Source organism: Methylobacterium amylolyticum (genome assembly GCF_030700245.1).
GTDB lineage: Bacteria > Pseudomonadota > Alphaproteobacteria > Rhizobiales > Beijerinckiaceae > Methylobacterium.
In genome coordinates this window covers 1-17,326 of the sequence record NZ_JAUYZI010000014.1, presented here as the reverse complement: position 1 = coordinate 17,326, position 17,326 = coordinate 1, and the positions used below count along the sequence as shown (strand labels likewise).

At 73.4% G+C, this 17,326-nt stretch carries 17 protein-coding genes; 14 read left to right on the top strand and 3 right to left on the bottom strand.

Going from position 1 to position 17,326, the window contains the following annotated elements:
• Nucleotides 1-28 precede the first annotated feature (28 nt).
• The 4 genes from Q8W71_RS12005 to Q8W71_RS11990 all read left to right on the top strand — a co-directional run bounded on the left by Q8W71_RS12005 (nucleotide 29) and on the right by Q8W71_RS11990 (nucleotide 3,457).
• Nucleotides 29-250, top strand: coding sequence for a hypothetical protein (locus Q8W71_RS12005; RefSeq protein WP_305525606.1), 222 nt, complete (start codon nucleotides 29-31; stop codon nucleotides 248-250).
• Between the two features lie 117 nt (nucleotides 251-367).
• On the top strand, nucleotides 368-1,246 hold the full coding sequence (locus Q8W71_RS12000; RefSeq protein WP_305525605.1) for a putative selenate ABC transporter substrate-binding protein: 879 nt from the start codon (nucleotides 368-370) through the stop codon (nucleotides 1,244-1,246).
• Between the two features lie 4 nt (nucleotides 1,247-1,250).
• Nucleotides 1,251-1,916 (top strand): ATP-binding cassette domain-containing protein, encoded by a 666-nt coding sequence (locus tag Q8W71_RS11995; protein WP_305525604.1) that lies wholly within the window; start codon nucleotides 1,251-1,253, stop codon nucleotides 1,914-1,916.
• On the top strand, nucleotides 1,916-3,457 hold the full coding sequence (locus tag Q8W71_RS11990; RefSeq protein WP_305525603.1) for a PhnE/PtxC family ABC transporter permease: 1,542 nt from the start codon (nucleotides 1,916-1,918) through the stop codon (nucleotides 3,455-3,457). Before Q8W71_RS11995 ends, Q8W71_RS11990 begins: the two co-directional genes overlap by 1 nt.
• Nucleotides 3,458-3,476: 19 nt before the next feature.
• Here Q8W71_RS11990 and Q8W71_RS11985 read toward each other — a convergent pair whose 3' ends face one another.
• Nucleotides 3,477-4,736, bottom strand: a complete 1,260-nt coding sequence (locus Q8W71_RS11985) for an alpha/beta hydrolase (RefSeq protein WP_305525602.1) — start codon at nucleotides 4,734-4,736, stop codon at nucleotides 3,477-3,479.
• 251 nt (nucleotides 4,737-4,987) lie between these two features.
• On the opposite strand from Q8W71_RS11985, the gene Q8W71_RS11980 reads away from it, so the two are divergent.
• Nucleotides 4,988-5,167: a hypothetical protein gene (locus Q8W71_RS11980; protein ID WP_305525601.1), complete on the top strand. Its 180-nt coding sequence runs from the start codon at nucleotides 4,988-4,990 to the stop codon at nucleotides 5,165-5,167.
• A gap of 6 nt (nucleotides 5,168-5,173) precedes the next feature.
• Here Q8W71_RS11980 and Q8W71_RS11975 read toward each other — a convergent pair whose 3' ends face one another.
• On the bottom strand, nucleotides 5,174-6,802 hold the full coding sequence (locus tag Q8W71_RS11975) for an acyl-CoA synthetase (protein ID WP_305525600.1): 1,629 nt from the start codon (nucleotides 6,800-6,802) through the stop codon (nucleotides 5,174-5,176).
• 109 nt (nucleotides 6,803-6,911) lie between these two features.
• A complete protein-coding gene (locus Q8W71_RS11970; RefSeq protein WP_305525599.1) occupies nucleotides 6,912-7,472 on the bottom strand; it encodes a PAS domain-containing protein in 561 nt (186 codons plus the stop codon).
• A gap of 335 nt (nucleotides 7,473-7,807) precedes the next feature.
• Between Q8W71_RS11970 and Q8W71_RS11965 the strand changes: the two genes are divergently transcribed.
• The 9 genes from Q8W71_RS11965 (at nucleotide 7,808) to Q8W71_RS11925 (ending at nucleotide 16,981) form a co-directional block, all read left to right on the top strand.
• Complete coding sequence (locus tag Q8W71_RS11965; RefSeq protein ID WP_305525598.1) at nucleotides 7,808-8,467, top strand: ParA family protein; 660 nt, start codon at nucleotides 7,808-7,810, stop codon at nucleotides 8,465-8,467.
• Nucleotides 8,451-8,780: a ribbon-helix-helix domain-containing protein gene (locus Q8W71_RS11960; protein WP_305525597.1), complete on the top strand. Its 330-nt coding sequence runs from the start codon at nucleotides 8,451-8,453 to the stop codon at nucleotides 8,778-8,780. The genes Q8W71_RS11965 and Q8W71_RS11960 overlap by 17 nt, the downstream gene beginning before the upstream one ends.
• Before the next feature lie 300 nt (nucleotides 8,781-9,080).
• Complete coding sequence (locus tag Q8W71_RS11955; RefSeq protein WP_305525693.1) at nucleotides 9,081-10,370, top strand: septal ring lytic transglycosylase RlpA family protein; 1,290 nt, start codon at nucleotides 9,081-9,083, stop codon at nucleotides 10,368-10,370.
• A 171-nt stretch (nucleotides 10,371-10,541) separates the two neighbouring features.
• Nucleotides 10,542-11,768 (top strand): D-alanyl-D-alanine carboxypeptidase family protein, encoded by a 1,227-nt coding sequence (locus tag Q8W71_RS11950; protein WP_305525596.1) that lies wholly within the window; start codon nucleotides 10,542-10,544, stop codon nucleotides 11,766-11,768.
• On the top strand, nucleotides 11,765-12,526 hold the full coding sequence (gene tmk / locus Q8W71_RS11945) for a dTMP kinase (RefSeq protein ID WP_305525595.1): 762 nt from the start codon (nucleotides 11,765-11,767) through the stop codon (nucleotides 12,524-12,526). The genes Q8W71_RS11950 and tmk overlap by 4 nt, the downstream gene beginning before the upstream one ends.
• Nucleotides 12,516-13,556 carry a DNA polymerase III subunit delta' gene (locus Q8W71_RS11940; protein ID WP_305525594.1) on the top strand — a complete coding sequence of 347 codons (1,041 nt, stop codon included), beginning with the start codon at nucleotides 12,516-12,518 and terminating at the stop codon, nucleotides 13,554-13,556. The genes tmk and Q8W71_RS11940 overlap by 11 nt, the downstream gene beginning before the upstream one ends.
• A gap of 70 nt (nucleotides 13,557-13,626) precedes the next feature.
• A complete protein-coding gene (metG, locus tag Q8W71_RS11935; protein ID WP_370875395.1) occupies nucleotides 13,627-15,201 on the top strand; it encodes a methionine--tRNA ligase in 1,575 nt (524 codons plus the stop codon).
• A gap of 35 nt (nucleotides 15,202-15,236) precedes the next feature.
• A complete protein-coding gene (locus Q8W71_RS11930; protein ID WP_305525592.1) occupies nucleotides 15,237-16,040 on the top strand; it encodes a TatD family hydrolase in 804 nt (267 codons plus the stop codon).
• A gap of 137 nt (nucleotides 16,041-16,177) precedes the next feature.
• The gene (locus Q8W71_RS11925) at nucleotides 16,178-16,981 is read left to right on the top strand and encodes an MBL fold metallo-hydrolase (RefSeq protein WP_305525591.1); all 804 of its coding nucleotides are present in this window, start codon (nucleotides 16,178-16,180) and stop codon (nucleotides 16,979-16,981) included.
• Nucleotides 16,982-17,326: the final 345 nt, after the last annotated feature.

The window sequence follows — 17,326 nt, the reverse complement described above, 5'->3', positions numbered from 1 at the left end:
GCGCTGGTCCGCGGAAAGGTTTGAGATCATGAAAAAGCTTGCCCTCGGCGCGATGCTCGCCCTCGGTCTGGCGCTGACCGCCGCCCCGACCCCCGGCCACGCCGCGGGTGCCGGCCTCGACCGCAACGCCGAGGCCATGGGCAACGGCCGCACCGGCGGCATGCACCGCGGCGCCGTGTCCACCTCGCGGCAGGCGATGGGGCGCGGCCACCACCGGCACCATCGCCGTCATCACCGCCGCTCCCGCTGAGCGCGGCCGGGTCGCCGAGAGCAACTTCGCTTCGATCGGCCGCCGGGGACATCCGATGATGTCCCCGGCGGCCCGAGTCTGTTACGCCCCCGCGGACGGTGACGCGGCGGGGGCACGATGATCAGGCGGCGATTGGGGCGGCTCGCCCTCGGGGTGCTGGCGGCGCTCGCCGCCGGGCCGGCGCGGGCGCAGGGGAAGCCGCCCCTGGTCTTCACCGGCATCCCCGATCAGGACGAGAGCCGCCTCGTCGAGCGCTTCGGCAAGGTCGCGCGCTACCTCGAGGACAAGCTCGGCGTGCCGGTGCGCTACGTGCCGGTGAAGAGCTACCCGGCGGCGGTCACCGCCTTCACCAACGGGCAAGTGCAGCTCGCGTGGTTCGGCGGCTTCACCGGCGTGCAGGCGCGCCGGGCGGTGCCGGGCTCGCACGCCATCGCCCAGGGCGCCGAGGACGCGGCGTTCAAGACCTACGTCATCGCCAACAGCGCCACCGGCCTGAAGCCGGGCAAGGACTTCCCGAAGACCGTCGCGGGCCAGACCTTCACCTTCGGCGCCCGCGCCTCGACCTCGGGGCGGCTGATGCCCGAGTACTTCATCCGGCAGGCCTTCCCGGGCAGGACCCCGGAGCAGGTCTTCGCCCGTGTCGGCTTCTCGGGCGACCACACCCGCACGATCCAGCTCGTGCAATCGGGCGCCTACGCCGTCGGCGCCGTCGACTACTCGGTCTGGGACCTCGACACCAAGGCCGGCAAGGTCGACCCCAAGGCGGTCTCCGTGATCTGGGAGAGCCCGCCCTTCCCGGACTACCAGTGGACGGTCCGCGCCGACGTGGACAAGACCTACGGCGCCGGCTTCACCGACAGGCTCCGGGACGCCCTCGTGGGCATCGCCGACCCGGCGATCCTGGAGCCGTTCGGGCGGACGCGCTTCATCCCCGTCACCGACGCCGCCTACGAGCCCCTCGTCGAGGTCGGCCGCGCGACCGGCCTCCTGGACTGAGGCCGTGGCCGAGCCGGCGATCGCCCTGGAGAACGCCTCGGCGGCCTACGGGGACCGCACGATCCTGTCCGGCATCGACCTGACGGTGCGGGCGGGCGAGCGCGTGGCGCTGATGGGCCGCTCGGGGGCCGGCAAGTCGACCCTGATCGGGTTGATCCAGGCGCGGGCGCCGGAACGGGTGGCGCTGGTCCCGCAGGCCGCCGCCCTGGTGCGGCCGCTCTCCGTGTTCCACAACGTCTACATGGGCCGCCTCGACCGGCGCTCGACCCTGCACAACCTGTGCACGCTCGTCCGCCCCGCCCGTGCGGACGTCGTCGCGGTGGAAGCGGTGCTCGCCCGCGTCGGGCTCTCCGAAAAACTCTGGGCGCGGGCGGGGGAGCTGTCGGGGGGCCAGCAGCAGCGGGTCTCGGTCGCCCGCGCCCTCTACAACGGCCGGCCGGTGCTGGTGGGCGACGAGCCGGTCTCGGCGCTGGACCGCGCGCAGGGCGGGACGATCCTCGCCGAGTTGGCCGCCGGCCACGAGACCGTGATCGTGGCGCTCCACGACGTGGCTCTGGCGCTCGCCCACACCGACCGGATCGTGGTGCTGGAGGCGGGGCGCATCGCCCTCGACGCGCCGGCCCGGAGCCTCGACCCGGGCCGGCTCGCCCCGTACTACGCGGCCGCCTGATGCACCCCGCGCCGGCCGGGCTCGGCTACGCGGCGGTGAGCCGCCGGTTCGCGGCCGTCGCGCTCGTCTGCCTGCTCGTCGCCGACCTGCACGTCACGACGCTGCACCCGCTGGCCGATCTCGCCCGCCTGCTGGGCGGCCTCGTCCGGCCCGACTTCCTGGCGGTCGAGATCCGCAGCGTGGTCTACACCGTGGCCTTCGCGGTGCTCGGCGTCGGGCTCGGGGTCGGGGCGGGCTTCCTGCTGGCGGTGCCGTTCGCGCGCTCGCGCCCCGTGCGACTCGCCTGCGCGGGCCTGCGCGCGGTGCACGAGCTGTTCTGGGCGCTCCTCCTGATGCAGGTGTTCGGCCTCTCGGCCACCACCGGCATCCTGGCCATCGCGCTGCCCTACGCGGGCATCTGCGCCAAGGTCTACGCCGAGATCGTCGAGGAGGCGGACCTCTCGGCCCTGCGGGTGCTGCCGCCGGGCACCGGCGCCGTCTCCGCCTTCCTCTACGCCCGCCTGCCGGAGACCGCCGCGCGGATGCGCGACTACACCCTCTACCGGCTCGAATGCGGACTGCGCTCCAGCCTCGTGCTGGGCTTCATCGGCCTGCCGACCATGGGCTTCTACCTCGAATCCGCCTTCCGGCAGGGGCGCTACGCCGAGGCCGGAGCCCTGCTCGCCGTGTTCTACGCGCTGATCGGCACCCGCCGGCTGTGGGTGCGCGGGGTGACCCTGCCGGTGCTCCTCGTCGGCGCCGTCCTGGCGCTGCCGCCGGCGATCGGCAGCGCCGACGTGGGGGCGAGCCTCACCCGCTTCCTCGGCCACGACATCGTCCCCGCGCCCCTGCGCACGGGCGATCCCACGTCCCCCGAGACCTGGGCGCGGCTCTGGGCGTGGTTCGCACCGATTCTCACCGGCCAGATCCTGCCCGGCATCCTCCAGACCCTGATCCTCGCGCAGATCGCCCTGGTCGCGACCGGGCTCGGGGCGCTCCTGCTGTTCCCGCTCACCGCGCGGCGCTTCGCCGGGCGGCTCGGGCGCCCGCTGGGGCGGGTGCTGCTCGTGGTGGTGCGCTCCACCCCCGAGTACATGCTGGCCTATGTCGGCCTGCAACTGCTCGGGCCCTCGATGCTGCCGGCGATCCTCGCGCTGGCGCTGCACAACGCCGGCATCGTCGCCTACCTGATGGGCCGGCACGCCGATGCCATCCCCTACCGGCCCGACGCGCCGCGGGGGCTCGACCTCTACGCCTACGAGACGGTGCCGCGGCTCTACGGGCAGTTCCTGGCCTACCTGCTCTACCGCTGGGAGCTGATCCTGCGCGAGAGCGCGATCTTCGGCATCCTGGGGGTGGCCACCCTCGGCTTCTACGTGGACGCGGCGATCTCGGAGCTGCGCCTCGACGTGGCCGTGATCCTCATCGCCGCCACCGCCGCGCTGACGGTGGCGGTCGACGCCCTGTCGCGGCGTCTGCGCCGCCGCCTGCGCATCGACGACCTGCCGACCCGCCTCTCCGGGCCGCAGCGGATCCCCTGCGCCGAGCCCGGCGGAGGATAGGGCGCGTCCTCTCGAGACCCTATTTCACCCGTCCCGCGAGCCAGGCCACCAGCGCGTCGGCCACCGCGTCGCTGTTCGATTCCAGCATCACGAGGTTGCCGTTGCCGCGCAGGCCCCGGTCGGCCAGCCGGATCGTGTCGGGCCGGACGCCGGCCTGATTGAGGAAGGCGATCGTGCACTCGTCGTAGGTGGCGTGGAACGAGGCCTCGGCCGTCACCACCACCGCGGGCACCCGGGCGAGGACGGGCAGGCTGCGTACCGGGTCGCCCTGGAGCCAGCAGCGGATCCGGCCCTCGCCCGCCGCCTTGGCCTGCTGGGTGACGACCAGATCCTCCGGCGCCTTGACCGGCGGTTCGAAGGTCAGCGGCACCCGGGTCAGGCCGTAGGCCCGGGCGCGGCCGTCGCCGGACTTCTCCCAGAAATCCTTGCCGCCGCGGAACTGCACGTCGAAGAAGGGCGGCCCGTTCGGCTCGACCGCCACGTGCGCCTTCACGAGGTCGGGCCGCGCGTCCGAGACCGCCCAGCCGAACAGGGCCGACTGGCCGTGGGTGAGAACGACCGCCGGCCCGATCTTGTCGAGCAGAGCGATGAGCGCCGGATCGACGAGTTCCTCGGTCTGCTGGGAGTTGGCGAGGTAGGGCACCTGGCTCGCGTAGAACTGGTCGAAGCTCGGGTTGCCCTGCACCCCCGAGCCCCCCGGCCACTGGGTATGGAGCTTGGCCTGCGGGAACAGGTCGTAGACCTCCGGCGCCGTGTAGATCCGCTCCAGTTGGCGCGTGCCGAGCCGGTCGTAGGGGCCGTAGACCTCCGGGTTGGTGCCCGAGCGCCCGCGCCCGACCTGATCGACCACGTAGACCTGATAGCCCTTCTCGACGAAGCGCTGGGCCCAGCCCGGCCGGCCGTCGGCGGTTGCGAGGAAGTTCACGCCGGTCTGCGACAGCCCGTGGACCATGATCACGGGGTAGGGCTGGGTGACCTTGGCGGGGGTGCGCGACTGCACGAACATCTGGCCGACCATCACGGTCTTGTCGCCGAGCTTCTGATAGCGGCCGCCGATGTAGAAGTAGGCCGCCCGCGTCACCGGCCCGGAGACCGTCTCCGGCGCCTTCGCGGCGTCCGCCGCCCGCTCGGGCGGCCGCGCCGGCACCGCCTCGCGGGGCATGCCCTGCGCCCGGACCGGCCCGGGCGCGACGCCCGCCCCGAGCAGGCCCGCGAGCATCCCCGTCCGTGCGGCGAGCAGCGCCGTCAGGGCCCCTCGCGCGATGCGGCTGCCGGCCATGCCATCCCCCGCGGGCTCTCACCCGGCCCGTGCGGCGCTTATCGCGGGAAACGCCCGCCGCGACCAGCCTCGACCGGCGTTTTCGCGGGCGGAGCGGGACGGCTCGACGCGGCGTGCGCCGGCGCACGAACCCGGAGCGGGACGCATGTCAGGAACGGCGGGGGGAGGGTGGCGCCCGGGACCGCGGGTCCCCACCTCATCCCCGTCGCGGCCGAAAGCGTGCGGGCCGCGCGACCTGAGGAACCCCGACCGTGGATCCCGCAACCGCCAAGACCCTCGTCTCCGCCGCCCTCGTGAGCGGCATCGCCGTGTTCAGCCTCGTCTCGCTCCGGGCGTTCCTCGCCCAGGTCGCGGCCGACCTGCGGGCGGCCAAGCGGGTCCCGGTGCGCGTGCCGGTGCGGACGGACCGGCCTCGGCGCGGGGCGGAGTAGGGCGCCTCAGCCCTCCCGCGCCCGCTCGCGCAGGACGTACTTCTGGACCTTGCCGGTCGAGGTCTTGGGCAGCTCGCCGAACACCACGTGGCGCGGCAGCTTGTAGGCGGCCAGCCGCCCGCGGCACCACTGGATCAACTCGTCGGCGCTGGGCTGGGCGCCGGGCTTCAGCTCGACGAAGGCGCAGGGCGTCTCGCCCCACTTCGCGTCCGGCTTGGCGACCACGGCCGCGGCGGCGACCGCCGGGTGCTTGAACAGGACGTCCTCGACCTCGATCGACGAGATGTTCTCGCCGCCGGAGATGATGATGTCCTTCGAGCGGTCCTTGAGCTGCACGTAGCCGTCCGGGTGCTTCACCCCGAGGTCGCCGGTGTGGAACCAGCCGCCCCGGAACGCCGCCTCCGTCGCGGCCGGGTTCTTGAGGTAGCCGCGCATCACCACGTTGCCGCGCATCATCACCTCGCCGAGCGTCTGCCCGTCGGCGGGGACCGGCTCCAGCGTCTCGGGGTCGCGCACGTCGAGGGCCTCCAGCACCGGGTAGCGCACCCCCTGCCGGGCCTTCTTGGCGGCCCGGGCGTCGGCGGCGAGCGCGTCCCAGTCGGCGTGCCACGCGTTGACCACCGCCGGCCCGTAGCACTCGGTGAGCCCGTAGAGGTGGGTGACGTCGAAGCCCGCCTCGGACATTCCCGCCAGAACCGCCTCGGGCGGGGGCGCGGCCGCCGTGAAGAAGGCGACGCGACGGGGCAGGGGACGGCGCTCGGCGTCGGGGGCGTTGATCAGGAGCTGCATCACGATCGGCGCGCCGCAGAGATGGGTGACGCCGTGCTCGGCCATCAGCCGGTACATCGCGTCGGCCCGCACCTGCCGCAGGCAGACATGGGTGCCGGCCACGATCGACAGGGTCCAGGGAAAGCACCAGCCGTTGCAGTGGAACATCGGCAGGGTCCAGAGATAGACCGGGTGCTGCCCGAGCGCGCCGGTGACCACGTTGCCGAGCGCGAGCAGCGCCGCGCCGCGGTGGTGGTAGACCACCCCCTTCGGGTCGCCGGTGGTGCCGGACGTGTAGTTGAGGGTGATCGCGTCCCACTCGTCGCCGGGCAGCGCCCAGTCGTGCTCCGGGTCGCCCTCCCCCAGAAGCGTCTCGTAGTCGGTCTCGCCCAGGCGCTCGCCCGGCCCGTCGTATTCGGGGTCGTCGACGTCGATGATGACGGGCTTCCGCGCCATCCCCTCCAGGGCCGGGCCGGCGATGCGGGCGAACTCGCGGTCGGTGATCAGCACCTTGGCCTCGCCGTGCTCCAGGCAGAAGCGGATCGTGGCCGCGTCGAGGCGGGTGTTGAGGGTGTTGAGCACGGCCCCCGTCATCGGCACGCCGTAGTGGCACTCGACCATCTCGGGGGTATTGGCGAGCAGCGCCGCCACCGTATCGCCGCGGCCGATGCCGCGGGCCGTCAGCGCCGCGGCGAGGCGGCGGGCGCGGGCGTAGAGTTCGCCGTAGCTGCGCCGCAGGCCCCCGTGGATCACCGCGACGTGGTCGGGGAATACCCGCGCCGCGCGGTCGAGATAGAGCAGCGGCGTCAGCGGTTGATGGTTGGCCGGCACCCGATCGAGGTCGCGGTCGTAGATCGTGTCGCGCATCGTCCCCCCTCGGCCGGGCTCGCGTCGAAGCCTCGCCGGGACCGTAGCGTGTCCCCGCGGGCGCCAGCAATCCGGTCGCGCCGGGCACCCGGCGCGGAGGCGGCAGAAATCAGTGGCGGGGCTCGTCCTCGGGCTCGGGCAGGAAGCGGGCGAGCTCGAACCCGATCTCGATCATCAGCCGGTCGATCCCCTCGGTCAGCGCCGGCCTATGCAGGGTCTGGGCGAGGCCGCGCAGGGCGATGACGTGTTCGGCCATCCGGTTCACGAGGCGCTCGCTCTGCGCGAGTCCGGGGTTGGACTCCTCCGTGCGGTCGATGGCGATGCCGCGCCCCTGCACCGTGTGGCCGGTCGGGTCCCGCTCGATCCGGCCGCGCATCAGCAGGGTCCGCACGCCCGCGCGCGAGTCGCGGGTGCGGAACTCGGCCTCCACCGGGCCGCTGGTCTCGGACACCGCGTGCAGGTAGCTCTCGACCCGGACCCGGTCCTCCGGGTGGGTGCGATCGAGGAAGGCTTCGAGCGGCACCCCGGTCGCCGCCGCCTCCGGGTCGAGGCCGAGCAGCCCGGCCAGCGTGCCCGACAGGGCCAGCCGCCCGGCCCAGTGGTCGTGGACCCAGGTGCCGACCACCCCCGAGGCTTCGAGCACGGATTGCGGGATCGGGGGTTCTGCCATGCTGCGCCTCGCGCACCTCTCATGCCGGCCCGGCCGCTTCTTAACCTGAAGTTGGCCCACTGCGGGCGCGCGGAGCCGATTTAGCGGAAGTTACGGCATTCACGCCTGTATGCAAAGGTCCGGACCGGTCGAGCACCCGCTCTTGCAAACCTAAAGTTTATCGACCCCGGCGCAGAAGGCGGCGCGGCCCTTAACGGACCGTTAACCATGATCCCGCATCCCGGAACCGGGCATCCCTGGGTCACAGGATCCGCGGCCGGACGCGTAATCCGTACTTCAGGTTGTCCGCGGCGGCCGTGAGCCGACCGCATGGAACTCGCGCAGGGGGCTTGGCGATGAAAGCGCTCACCTTCGTCACGCAGAAGGGCGGCAGCGGCAAGAGCACGCTGTGCATCTCGCTGGCGGTCGCCGCCCGGGAGGCGGGGCACACGGTCTGCATCCTGGAGATGGACCGGCAGGCGACGGTGTCGGACTGGCTCGACCACCGGACGGTGGACGGACCCGAGGTGGCGCAGATCGACGCAACGCAGATCGATGCGGTGATCGAGCGCCTGCGCGAGTCGGCCTACGACTACGTGTTCATCGACACGCCGGGCGTCGATTCCACCGGAACCCTCTCGGCGATCCGCGCCGCGGACCTGTGCATCATTCCCTGCCGCCCGACGCCGGCGGACCTGCGCGCCTTCAAGCCGACGCTCGCCGCCGTCTACCGGCTTGAGAAGCGGTTCGCCTTCGTGCTGAACCAGACGCCGCCGCGCTCCTACCGGGTGCGCGACGCGGCCGACGGGCTCGCGGTGCTCGGGGTGCTGCCGGACGTCAACATCGTCGCCCGCACCGACCACCAGGACGCGATCGGGCTGGGGCTCGGCGTCACCGAGCTGAACCCGAAGGGGCAGGCCGCCGACGAGGTGCGCCGGCTCTGGGCCTGGATCGCGCGCCGCACCCAGGCGCCGCGGCAGGGACAGAGGACGGAGCGGCATGTCCAAGCCGCCTAAGCTCAGCTTGGCGGCGATCGTCGCCTCCGCGACCCCGCCCGCCAAGCCGGCGCCGAGATCCCCGGCGCCGCCGCGGACGGCCGAGATCGTGCCGCTGGCGCTGGCCCCGGCGCCGCGGCCCGCGGGCACCCTCAAGCAGCGCGCCCGGCAGATGTCGGTCTACCTGGAGCCGCCGGTCTACGACCAGCTCCGCGACCTCGCCTACGCCGAGCGGACCAAGATGCACGCCCTGATGCTGGAGGCCCTCGACCTGCTGTTCCGCCAGCGGGGCGCCCGCTCGATCGCGCAGCTCTCCGACACCCCGCCGCGCTGATTTCTTCCTAGAATCAGCGATTTGCCCCGAAATTCTGAGGCGATGCCTCAAGATATTGGCGGGGACGCGGACAGAGAGACCCACACCATCATCTGCGCCCGATAGTCCATTTTCATCAGGATCTTGAAGCGCAATCCTGATGCGGCGCACGAGGCCGGTCCGCGTTTCGCCGGCCGGGCCCGCAGCGTTCAGGCTTCCTTTACGCAGTGCCGACAATTTGCGGTGGTCCGGCGCCCTCGGGGGCCGGGCGGGGCCGTCTGCCGGGCCCCGGTCACGCGTCGAGTATCGGTGTCCCACAGCATGGTGCGCACGTCGCTCCCCCGGCCCGCGCGCCTCGCCCTGCGGCTGATGGCCGTCTCGGGCGTGGCGCTGGCCACGGCCAACTGCGCGACCGCCCCCTCCCCGCAGCGGCTGGCTTCCGGCAGCGAGATCGACCCGAAATACGGGGTCAAGGCCAGTCCGCGCCTCTACAACGAGGGCGACGTGATCCCGAAGGGGGGCGGGCGCCGGTTCAGCGGCAAGCCCTACGTGGTCGCCGGCCAGACCTACACGCCGCGCGAGGATGCCCGCGGCTACGTCCGGGTGGGGCTGGCCTCGTGGTACGGCTCGGCCTTTCACGGGCGGATGACCGCCAACGGCGAGGTGTTCGACCGCCACTCGATCGCCGCCGCCCACCCGACCCTGCCGCTGCCGAGCTACGCCCGGGTGACGAACCTGGAGAACGGCCACTCGATGGTGGTGCGCGTCAACGACCGCGGCCCCTACCACGCCGGCCGCGTCATGGACGTCTCGGAGGAGGCCGCCGACGCGCTGGGCTTCCACCGCAAGGGCACGGCGCGGATCCGCGTCGAGTACGTCGGCAAGGCCTCCGTCGCCGGTTCCGACGACCGCAGGCTGCTCGCGACCCTGCGCACCGACGGCCGCCCGGCCGGCATCCGCTCGCCGGTGATGCTCGCCGATCTCGGCCCCTCGGAGGAGCCCGAGCGCTACGCCCGCGGGGCGGCGCCCCTGGCCTTCAAGCCGGCGCCGGAGCGGGAGGAGCGCGAGGAGGCGCCGGTGCCGCGGCCGGTCCGCGCGCCGATCGTGCTGGCGAGCGCCGCCGTGGCGGTGCCGGCGGCCGTGCAGCCCACCGCCCCCCGCGCACAGGCGTTCCGGCCTGCGCCGGTGCAGACCGCACATCTCAGGACGGCGAATTTCGAGGCGCCGGACCTCAAGGTGGCCGGGCTCAACCCCGGCGGCTCCCGCGCGGCCCCCGCGCCCGGCCTGAAAGCCGCGGCAAAGGGACCGGCCGCGGCCCCCCGCCCCGCCCCGACCCGTCTCGCGGCGCAGGCCGCTCCGGCGTCCCGCACCCTCGCCGCAGCCCACCCCGCCCCGGCGATGCCGGTCTCGTCCAAGCTCGCCATGGCGAAGCTCTCCGCCTCCGCGGCGCCGGCCAAGGAAGCCGCGGGTGCGAAGGGCGCTGCGGGCAAGGTCGCTGCGGGCAAGGGCACGGCTGGAACGGGCACTGCTGGAACGGGCGCACCGCCCGCCACGCGGCAGGCGGCGGGCCCGGCGGGCAAGCACGGTCCCCGGCTGGCGGGAATCTACTGACGGCGGCCGTTCCACATCCGGGACATCCGCCGTACTCTGAAGCGGGCCGGGGCCGACGCCGCGGCAATTCGCGTTCGATCCGCGCCCGAAACCGCGGTATGGTCACGCTTGTTGTCTCAGGGTGGCCGGTCGCCGCGGGTGCGGCCAGCGGGCGCCCACCGGAGATCCGCGATGCGCAGGCCCTTCACGCCCCTCCTCTGGCTCGCCGCCGCGCTGGCGCTCGCCGCGCCGGCCCGCGCCCAGACCTTCCAGACCGCGGCCCCGCACGCGATCCTGATCGACGCCGATTCCGGCTCGGTGCTGTTCGAGAAGGCCGCCGACGAGCGCTTCGCCCCGGCCAGCATGGCCAAGCTGATGACCACGGACATCGTGTTCGAGGCGCTGAAGTCCGGCCGGCTGTCGATGGACACGGAGTTCACGATCACCGAGGACGCGTGGCGGCGCGGCGGGGCGGGCGGGGGCGGCTCGTCGATGTTCGCCCAGCTCAACAGCCGGGTGAAGATGTCCGACCTGCTCCGCGGGCTGATCGTGCAGTCGGGCAACGACGCGGCGATCGCCATCGCCGAGAACATGGCCGGCTCGGAGGCGGCGTTCGCCGGGATCATGAACCAGCGCGCCAAGGAGATCGGGCTGACGAACTCGACCTTCCGCAACGCCACCGGCTACTCGGCCCCCGACCAGCGGGTCACCGCCCGCGACATGGCCAAGCTCGCCATCCACATCATCGACACCTATCCGGACCTGTACAAGATCTTCGCCGAGAAGGAGTTCACCTGGAACAAGATCCGCCAGCAGAACCGCAACCCGCTGCTGGCGCTCGACATCGGCGCCGACGGGCTGAAGACCGGCTATCTCGAGGAATCCGGCTACGCGCTGACCGGCTCGGCGGTGCAGAACGGCCAGCGGCTGATCATGGTGGTCTCGGGCCTCAAGACCGCCCGGGATCGCGCCGCCGAGTCGCGCAAGCTGATGGAATGGGGGTTCCGCGCCTTCGAGCCGCGGCAGATCTTCGCCGCCGGCGAGACGGTGGCCGACGCCTCGGTGTTCGGTGGCGAGGCCGGCTCGGTGCCGCTCGTGGCCAAGAAGCCGGTTCGGGTGCTGCTGCCGCGCGGCTCCACCGACCGGGTCAGCGCCAAGGTGATCTACCAGGGCCCGCTCGTCGCCCCGGTGGAGGAGGGGCAGCGGGTCGGCGTGCTGCGCGTGCAGCGCGGCGATACGGTGGCCCTCGACCTGCCGCTCTACGCCGGCGCCGCGGTGGCCCAGGGGACCCTGCCGCAGCGGGCGATGGACGCCGCCCTGGAATTCGGGACCGGCCTGATGCGCAAGGCGTTCGACACGGTGGCCAAGGGCAAGGGCAAGCCGGAGAAGGCCGAGGACAAGGCCGCGAACCCCACGTGACCGGCGGACGGGTCGAGGCGAGGGGCGCGGCAGGCGGCGCGGCGACGCGGGGCGCCTTCATCACCGTCGAGGGCGGGGAGGGGGCCGGCAAGTCGACGCAGGTCGCCCGCCTCGCGGCGACGCTCCGCGCCCGCTCCGGGCGGCCGGTGACGGTCACCCGCGAGCCCGGCGGCTCGGCCCGGGCCGAGGAGATCCGTGCCGCGCTGCTCGGCGGCGCGGCCAAGCCCTACGGCCCCTTCGCCGAGGCACTGCTGTTCAGCGCCGCCCGGATCGACCACCTCGACCGGCTGATCCGCCCGGCGCTCGCCCGCGGCGAGGTCGTGATCTGCGACCGCTTCATCGACTCGACCCGGGCCTACCAGGGCGCTGCCGGCGGTCTGGAGCCCGGCGTGGTGGCGGCGCTGGAGCGCGTCGTCGTCGGCCCGACCCGCCCCGATCTCACCCTGATCCTCGACCTCGCCCCCGAGGCCGGGCTCGGCCGCGCCGCCGGGCGCGGGGCTGCCCCCGACCGGTTCGAGGCCGAGGCCCCCGCCTTCCACGCGCGCCTGCGCGCCGCCTTCCTGGAGATCGCCGGGCGGGAGCCGGAGCGCTGCGCGGTGATCGACGCGGGGGGCGCGCCGGACGCTGTCGAGGCCGCGATCCGCGCGGTCGTGGCCGCGCGCCTGCCGGACCTCCTGCCGGGGGAGGGGGCCGGGGACCGGGCCGGAGCCGGAGCCGGAGCCGAGACCGGAGCGGGGAGCGGACGGCATGCCGGTTGAGCGCACGCCCGACGATGTCGAGCCCGGGGACGTGGCCGGCGTGCCCCGCCCGCGCGAGACGGCCGCCCTCGTCGGCCACGCCGGCGCGGAGGCGGCCTTCGCCGAGGCGCTCGCGGCCGGGCGCCTGCACCACGCGTGGCTGATCGGCGGCCCCGCCGGCATCGGCAAGGCGACGCTCGCCTACCGGGTCGCCCGGCGGCTCCTCGCCTATCCGGGGGGCGGGGGGCCCGCGGGACTCGCGGTGCCGGACGACCACCCGGTGCACGGGCAGATCGCCGGCCTGTCGCATCCGAACCTCGTGGCCCTGCGCCGCCACCGGGCCCCCGGCGCCAAGGCGCTGCCGACCAGGATCGCGGTCGACGCGGTGCGCCGGGCGCTGGACCTGTTCGCCGCCACCGCCGCCGATTCCGGCTGGCGGGTCTGCATCCTCGACAGCGCCGAGGACCTCAACGCCAACGCCGCCAACGCCCTGCTCAAGGTGCTGGAGGAGCCCCCCGCCCGCGCCCTGTTCCTGATCCTCGCCCACCAGCCCGGGCGCCTGCTGCCGACCATCCGCTCGCGCTGCCGGGCGCTGGCGCTGCGGCCGCTGACGGACGAAGAGGTGATCCGGGCCGTGCGGGCGCTGCCCCTCCCCCCGCCGGACGAGGCGGCGCTCGCCCGGGCGGCGGCGGCGTCCGAGGGCTCGGTCGCCCGGGCGCTCGCCATGCTCGACCCCGTCACATCCGGGCTGGTGGCCGAGGTCGAGACCCTGCTCGGCCGCGCGGCGAGCCCGGACTGGGCGCGGGTGCTCAAGCTCGCCGAGACCCTGTCGGGCCGCGATGCCGACGCGCGCTTCGCGGCGGCCGAGGACGCGGTGCTGCGCTTCGTCTCGGCCGAACTCGACCGGCGGCGGGCCGAGCCGCCCGCCCGTCTTGCGGCCCTGGTGGAGGTGTGTGACAAGTTCGCCCGCGCCGCCCGGGAGGCCGCGACCTACAACCTCGACCGCCGGCCCGTCGTGCTGTCGCTGTTCGCGGATCTGGCGAACGCCTGACCCGACGGATCGCCGACCCCCGCGGACACGGCGCGGGCGTCCCGGCGGCCCCGCAATCGCCCGATCGGACATGCGCGTGACGGACGGCCAAACCCCAAAAAGATTCGGGATCTCGACGGCGATCTCCTACCCCAACGGCGCGCCGCATATCGGCCACGCCTACGAGGTGATCGCCGCCGACGCGATCGCGCGCTTCCACCGCCTCGACGGCTACGACGTGCTGTTCTCCACCGGCACCGACGAGCACGGCCTCAAGATCCAGCAGGCGGCCACCCGCGCCGGCACCAGCCCGCGCGCCTTCGTCGACGGGACGAGTGCCCGCTTCCAGGCGATGGCCGACCGGATGGGCTGCGCCTACGACCGCTTCATCCGCACCACGGAGGAACCGCACTACGCCGCCGCCCGGGAGATCTGGCGGCGGATGGAGGCCAACGGCGACATCTACCGCGACACCTATGCCGGCTGGTACTCGGTGCGCGACGAGGCCTACTACGACGAGGCCGAGACCCGGCTCCTGGAGGACGGCTCCCGCCGCTCCCTCGCCACCGACACGCCGGTGGTCTGGATGGAGGAGGAGAACTTCCTCTTCCGCCTCTCCGCCTACCAGGATCGGCTGCTGACGCTCTACGCGGAGCAGCCGGGCTTCGTCGGGCCCGAGACCCGGATGAACGAGGTGGCGAGCTTCGTGCGCGCCGGCCTCAAGGACCTGTCGGTGAGCCGCACCACCTTCGACTGGGGCGTGCCGGTGCCGGGGCACCCGGAGCACGTCATGTACGTGTGGGTCGACGCGCTCACCAACTACCTGACGGTCACCGGCTTCCCCGACGCGTCCGATCCGAAAAAAGAATTCTGGCCGATGGACCTGCACGTCATCGGCAAGGACATCGTCCGCTTCCACGCGGTGTACTGGCCGGCCTTCCTGATGTCGGCCGGGCTGCCGCTGCCGAAGCGCGTGTTCGGCCACGGCTTCCTGCTCTCCAAGGGCGAGAAGATGTCGAAGTCGCTCGGCAACGTGCTCGATCCGTTCGAGCTCGCCGACACTTACGGCGTCGATCCGGTCCGCTACTTCGTGCTGCGGGAGGTGCCGTTCGGCGGCGACGGCAGCTATAGCCACGAGGCGATCATCGGCCGCATCAACGCGGATCTGGCCAACGACCTCGGCAACCTCGCCCAGCGCTCGCTGACCATGGTCGCCAAGAATTCTTCCGCCTGCGTCCCCGAGCCGGGCGACCTCACTGACGTGGACCGGGCGCTGCTGGCCCAGGTCGACGCCCTGCCGGAGCGGGCGCGGGCGCTGATGAAGGATCTCGCCCTCCACACGATCCTCGCCGAGATCTGGGCGGCGGTGGCCGAGGCCAACCGCTACTTCGCGGCCCAGGAGCCGTGGCGCTTGCGCAAGTCCGATCCGGCGCGGATGGACGCGGTGCTCTACACGACGCTGGAGGCGCTGCGGGGGATCGGCCTCGTCGTCCAGCCCTTCGTGCCGGAGGCGGCGGGCAAGCTCCTCGACCTGCTCGCCGTGCCGCAGGATCGCCGCCGGTTCAGCGACGCGGGGGAGGGGGGCCGCTTGACACCCGGCACGGCGCTGCCGGCCCCGAGCCCGATCTTCCCGCGCTTCGAGCGGCCCGAGGCGCCGGCGGCGTAGCGGCACCCCCAGGGCGCGAATCCAAGTCCCCAAAAATGCTGATCGACAGTCACTGCCACCTCGATTTTCCCGAGTTCGCCGCCGACCTGCCGGGGGTCATCGCCCGCGCGGAGGCGGCGGGGGTGACGGGCATGCTCACCATCGCGACCCGGGTGGCGAAGGCCGAGACCTACCGGGCGATCGCCGCGGCGCATCCCCGGGTCTGGTACACGGTAGGCACACACCCGCACGGCGCCGCCGAGGAGCCGGACGTCCCGGCCGAAACCATCGCGGACCATGCGAAGAGGAATCCGCGCTGCGTCGGCATCGGCGAGGCGGGGCTCGACTACCACTACGCCGACGCGGCCCCCGAGGCGGTCCAGGAGCGGGTGCTGCGCGCCCATATCGAGGCAGCCCGCCTGTCCGGCCTGCCGCTCGTCATCCACGCCCGCGACGCCGACGCCCATATGGAGCGGGTGCTGACGGAGGAGATGGCGCGCGCGCCGTTCCGGGCGGTGCTGCACTGCTTCTCCTCCGGGGCGCGCTTGGCGCAGGCCGGCGTCGCGCTGGGGCTGTACGTGTCCTTCTCCGGGATCGTCACCTTCCGCCGCTCGCACGAGCTGCGCGACATCGCCCGGGGCGTGCCGCTCGACCGGATCCTCGTGGAGACCGACGCGCCGTTCCTCGCCCCCGAGCCGCACCGGGGCCGCACCAACGAGCCGGCCTACACTGCCGACACGGCCCGCTCCCTCGCGGACACCCTCGGCCTGACGCCGGAGGTACTGGCGCGGATCACCACCGCGAACTTTTTCCGGTTGTTCGACAAGGCGGCGGCAGGGAACGGCGCGGCGCGGGCGTGACAGGTCCCGGCCGGCCGCGATACGACCGATCCGGTTGTGTGTGAGACGACGTCCCGTGGTCGTCGGAGAGCCCGCGCCGGGACGGTGACCTGAACGGTCCGCCCCGGCCGGGTGGGGCGCCCGGGCGGGAGAACCGGATGGCGACGCTGACCCTGCGCATCCTCGGCTGCGGCTCGTCCGGCGGCGTGCCGCGGGTCGGCAGCGGCTGGGGGGTGTGCGACCCGGCGAACCCGCGCAACCGCCGCCGCCGCTGCTCGCTGCTCGTCGAGCGGGCCGGCCCCGCGGGACGCACGACGGTTCTCGTGGATACCTCTCCCGACCTGCGCGAGCAGCTCCTCGATGCCGCCGTCACGCATCTCGACGGCGTGCTCTACACCCACGCCCACGCCGACCACACCCACGGCATCGACGACCTGCGCCCGCTGGTGATCCGGATGCGGGCGCGCATCCCCGTCTACGCCGATGCCCCGACCCGGGCGCCGCTCACCGCCCGTTTCGGCTACTGCTTCGTGACGCCCCCCGGCAGCGCCTACCCGCCGATCCTCGACCTGCGCGCCCTGCCGGAGGGGGAGCCGTTGACGCTGGCGGGGCAGGGCGGGCCGCTGACCGCCGAGGCCCTGCCCGTCGAGCACGGCAACGAGCCGGCTCTGGGCTTCCGGTTCGGTCCCGCGGCCTACCTGCCCGACGTGAGCCGCGTGCCCGCGGAGACCCGGGCCCGGCTCGAAGATCTCGACCTGCTGATCATCGACGCCCTACGCGACACGCCGCACCCCACCCACTATTCGGTCTCGGACGCCCTGGCCCTGATCGCCGCGGTGCGCCCGCGGCGGGCGGTGCTCACCAACCTGCACACCGAACTCGACTACGCCGAGCTGGCCGGCCGCCTGCCGCGGGACGTGGTCCCGGCCCATGACGGCCTCACCCTGTCGGTGGAGGCCTGAGACTGCTGGAGGACGGGGTTGCGGCGGGGCGCGGCGCCGAGCGACCGACATTTTTGAATCTTTCCGGTTGACGCTTCTGAGCTGGCTCCGTATACCCCGCTCATCGGCGCCGGCCGCGGGAGTGGACCGGGCGCTGGATTGTCTGTCTCCGGTATCTGGCTGCGGTCGGGATTGGCGAGGCGGGCGTCTCTACCGACAATGGACTGGGGCGTGCCTGGCGGTGGTTTTGCCGGGTGTGGGTCGGTCCGTGGCGTGTGGGGTGGGTGCCGGTTCGACCGATGCCCCGATCTTTGACATTGTTGGAAAGAGGAAGGGAGACGCGGGCGGCGTTTTGTCCTTGCGGCC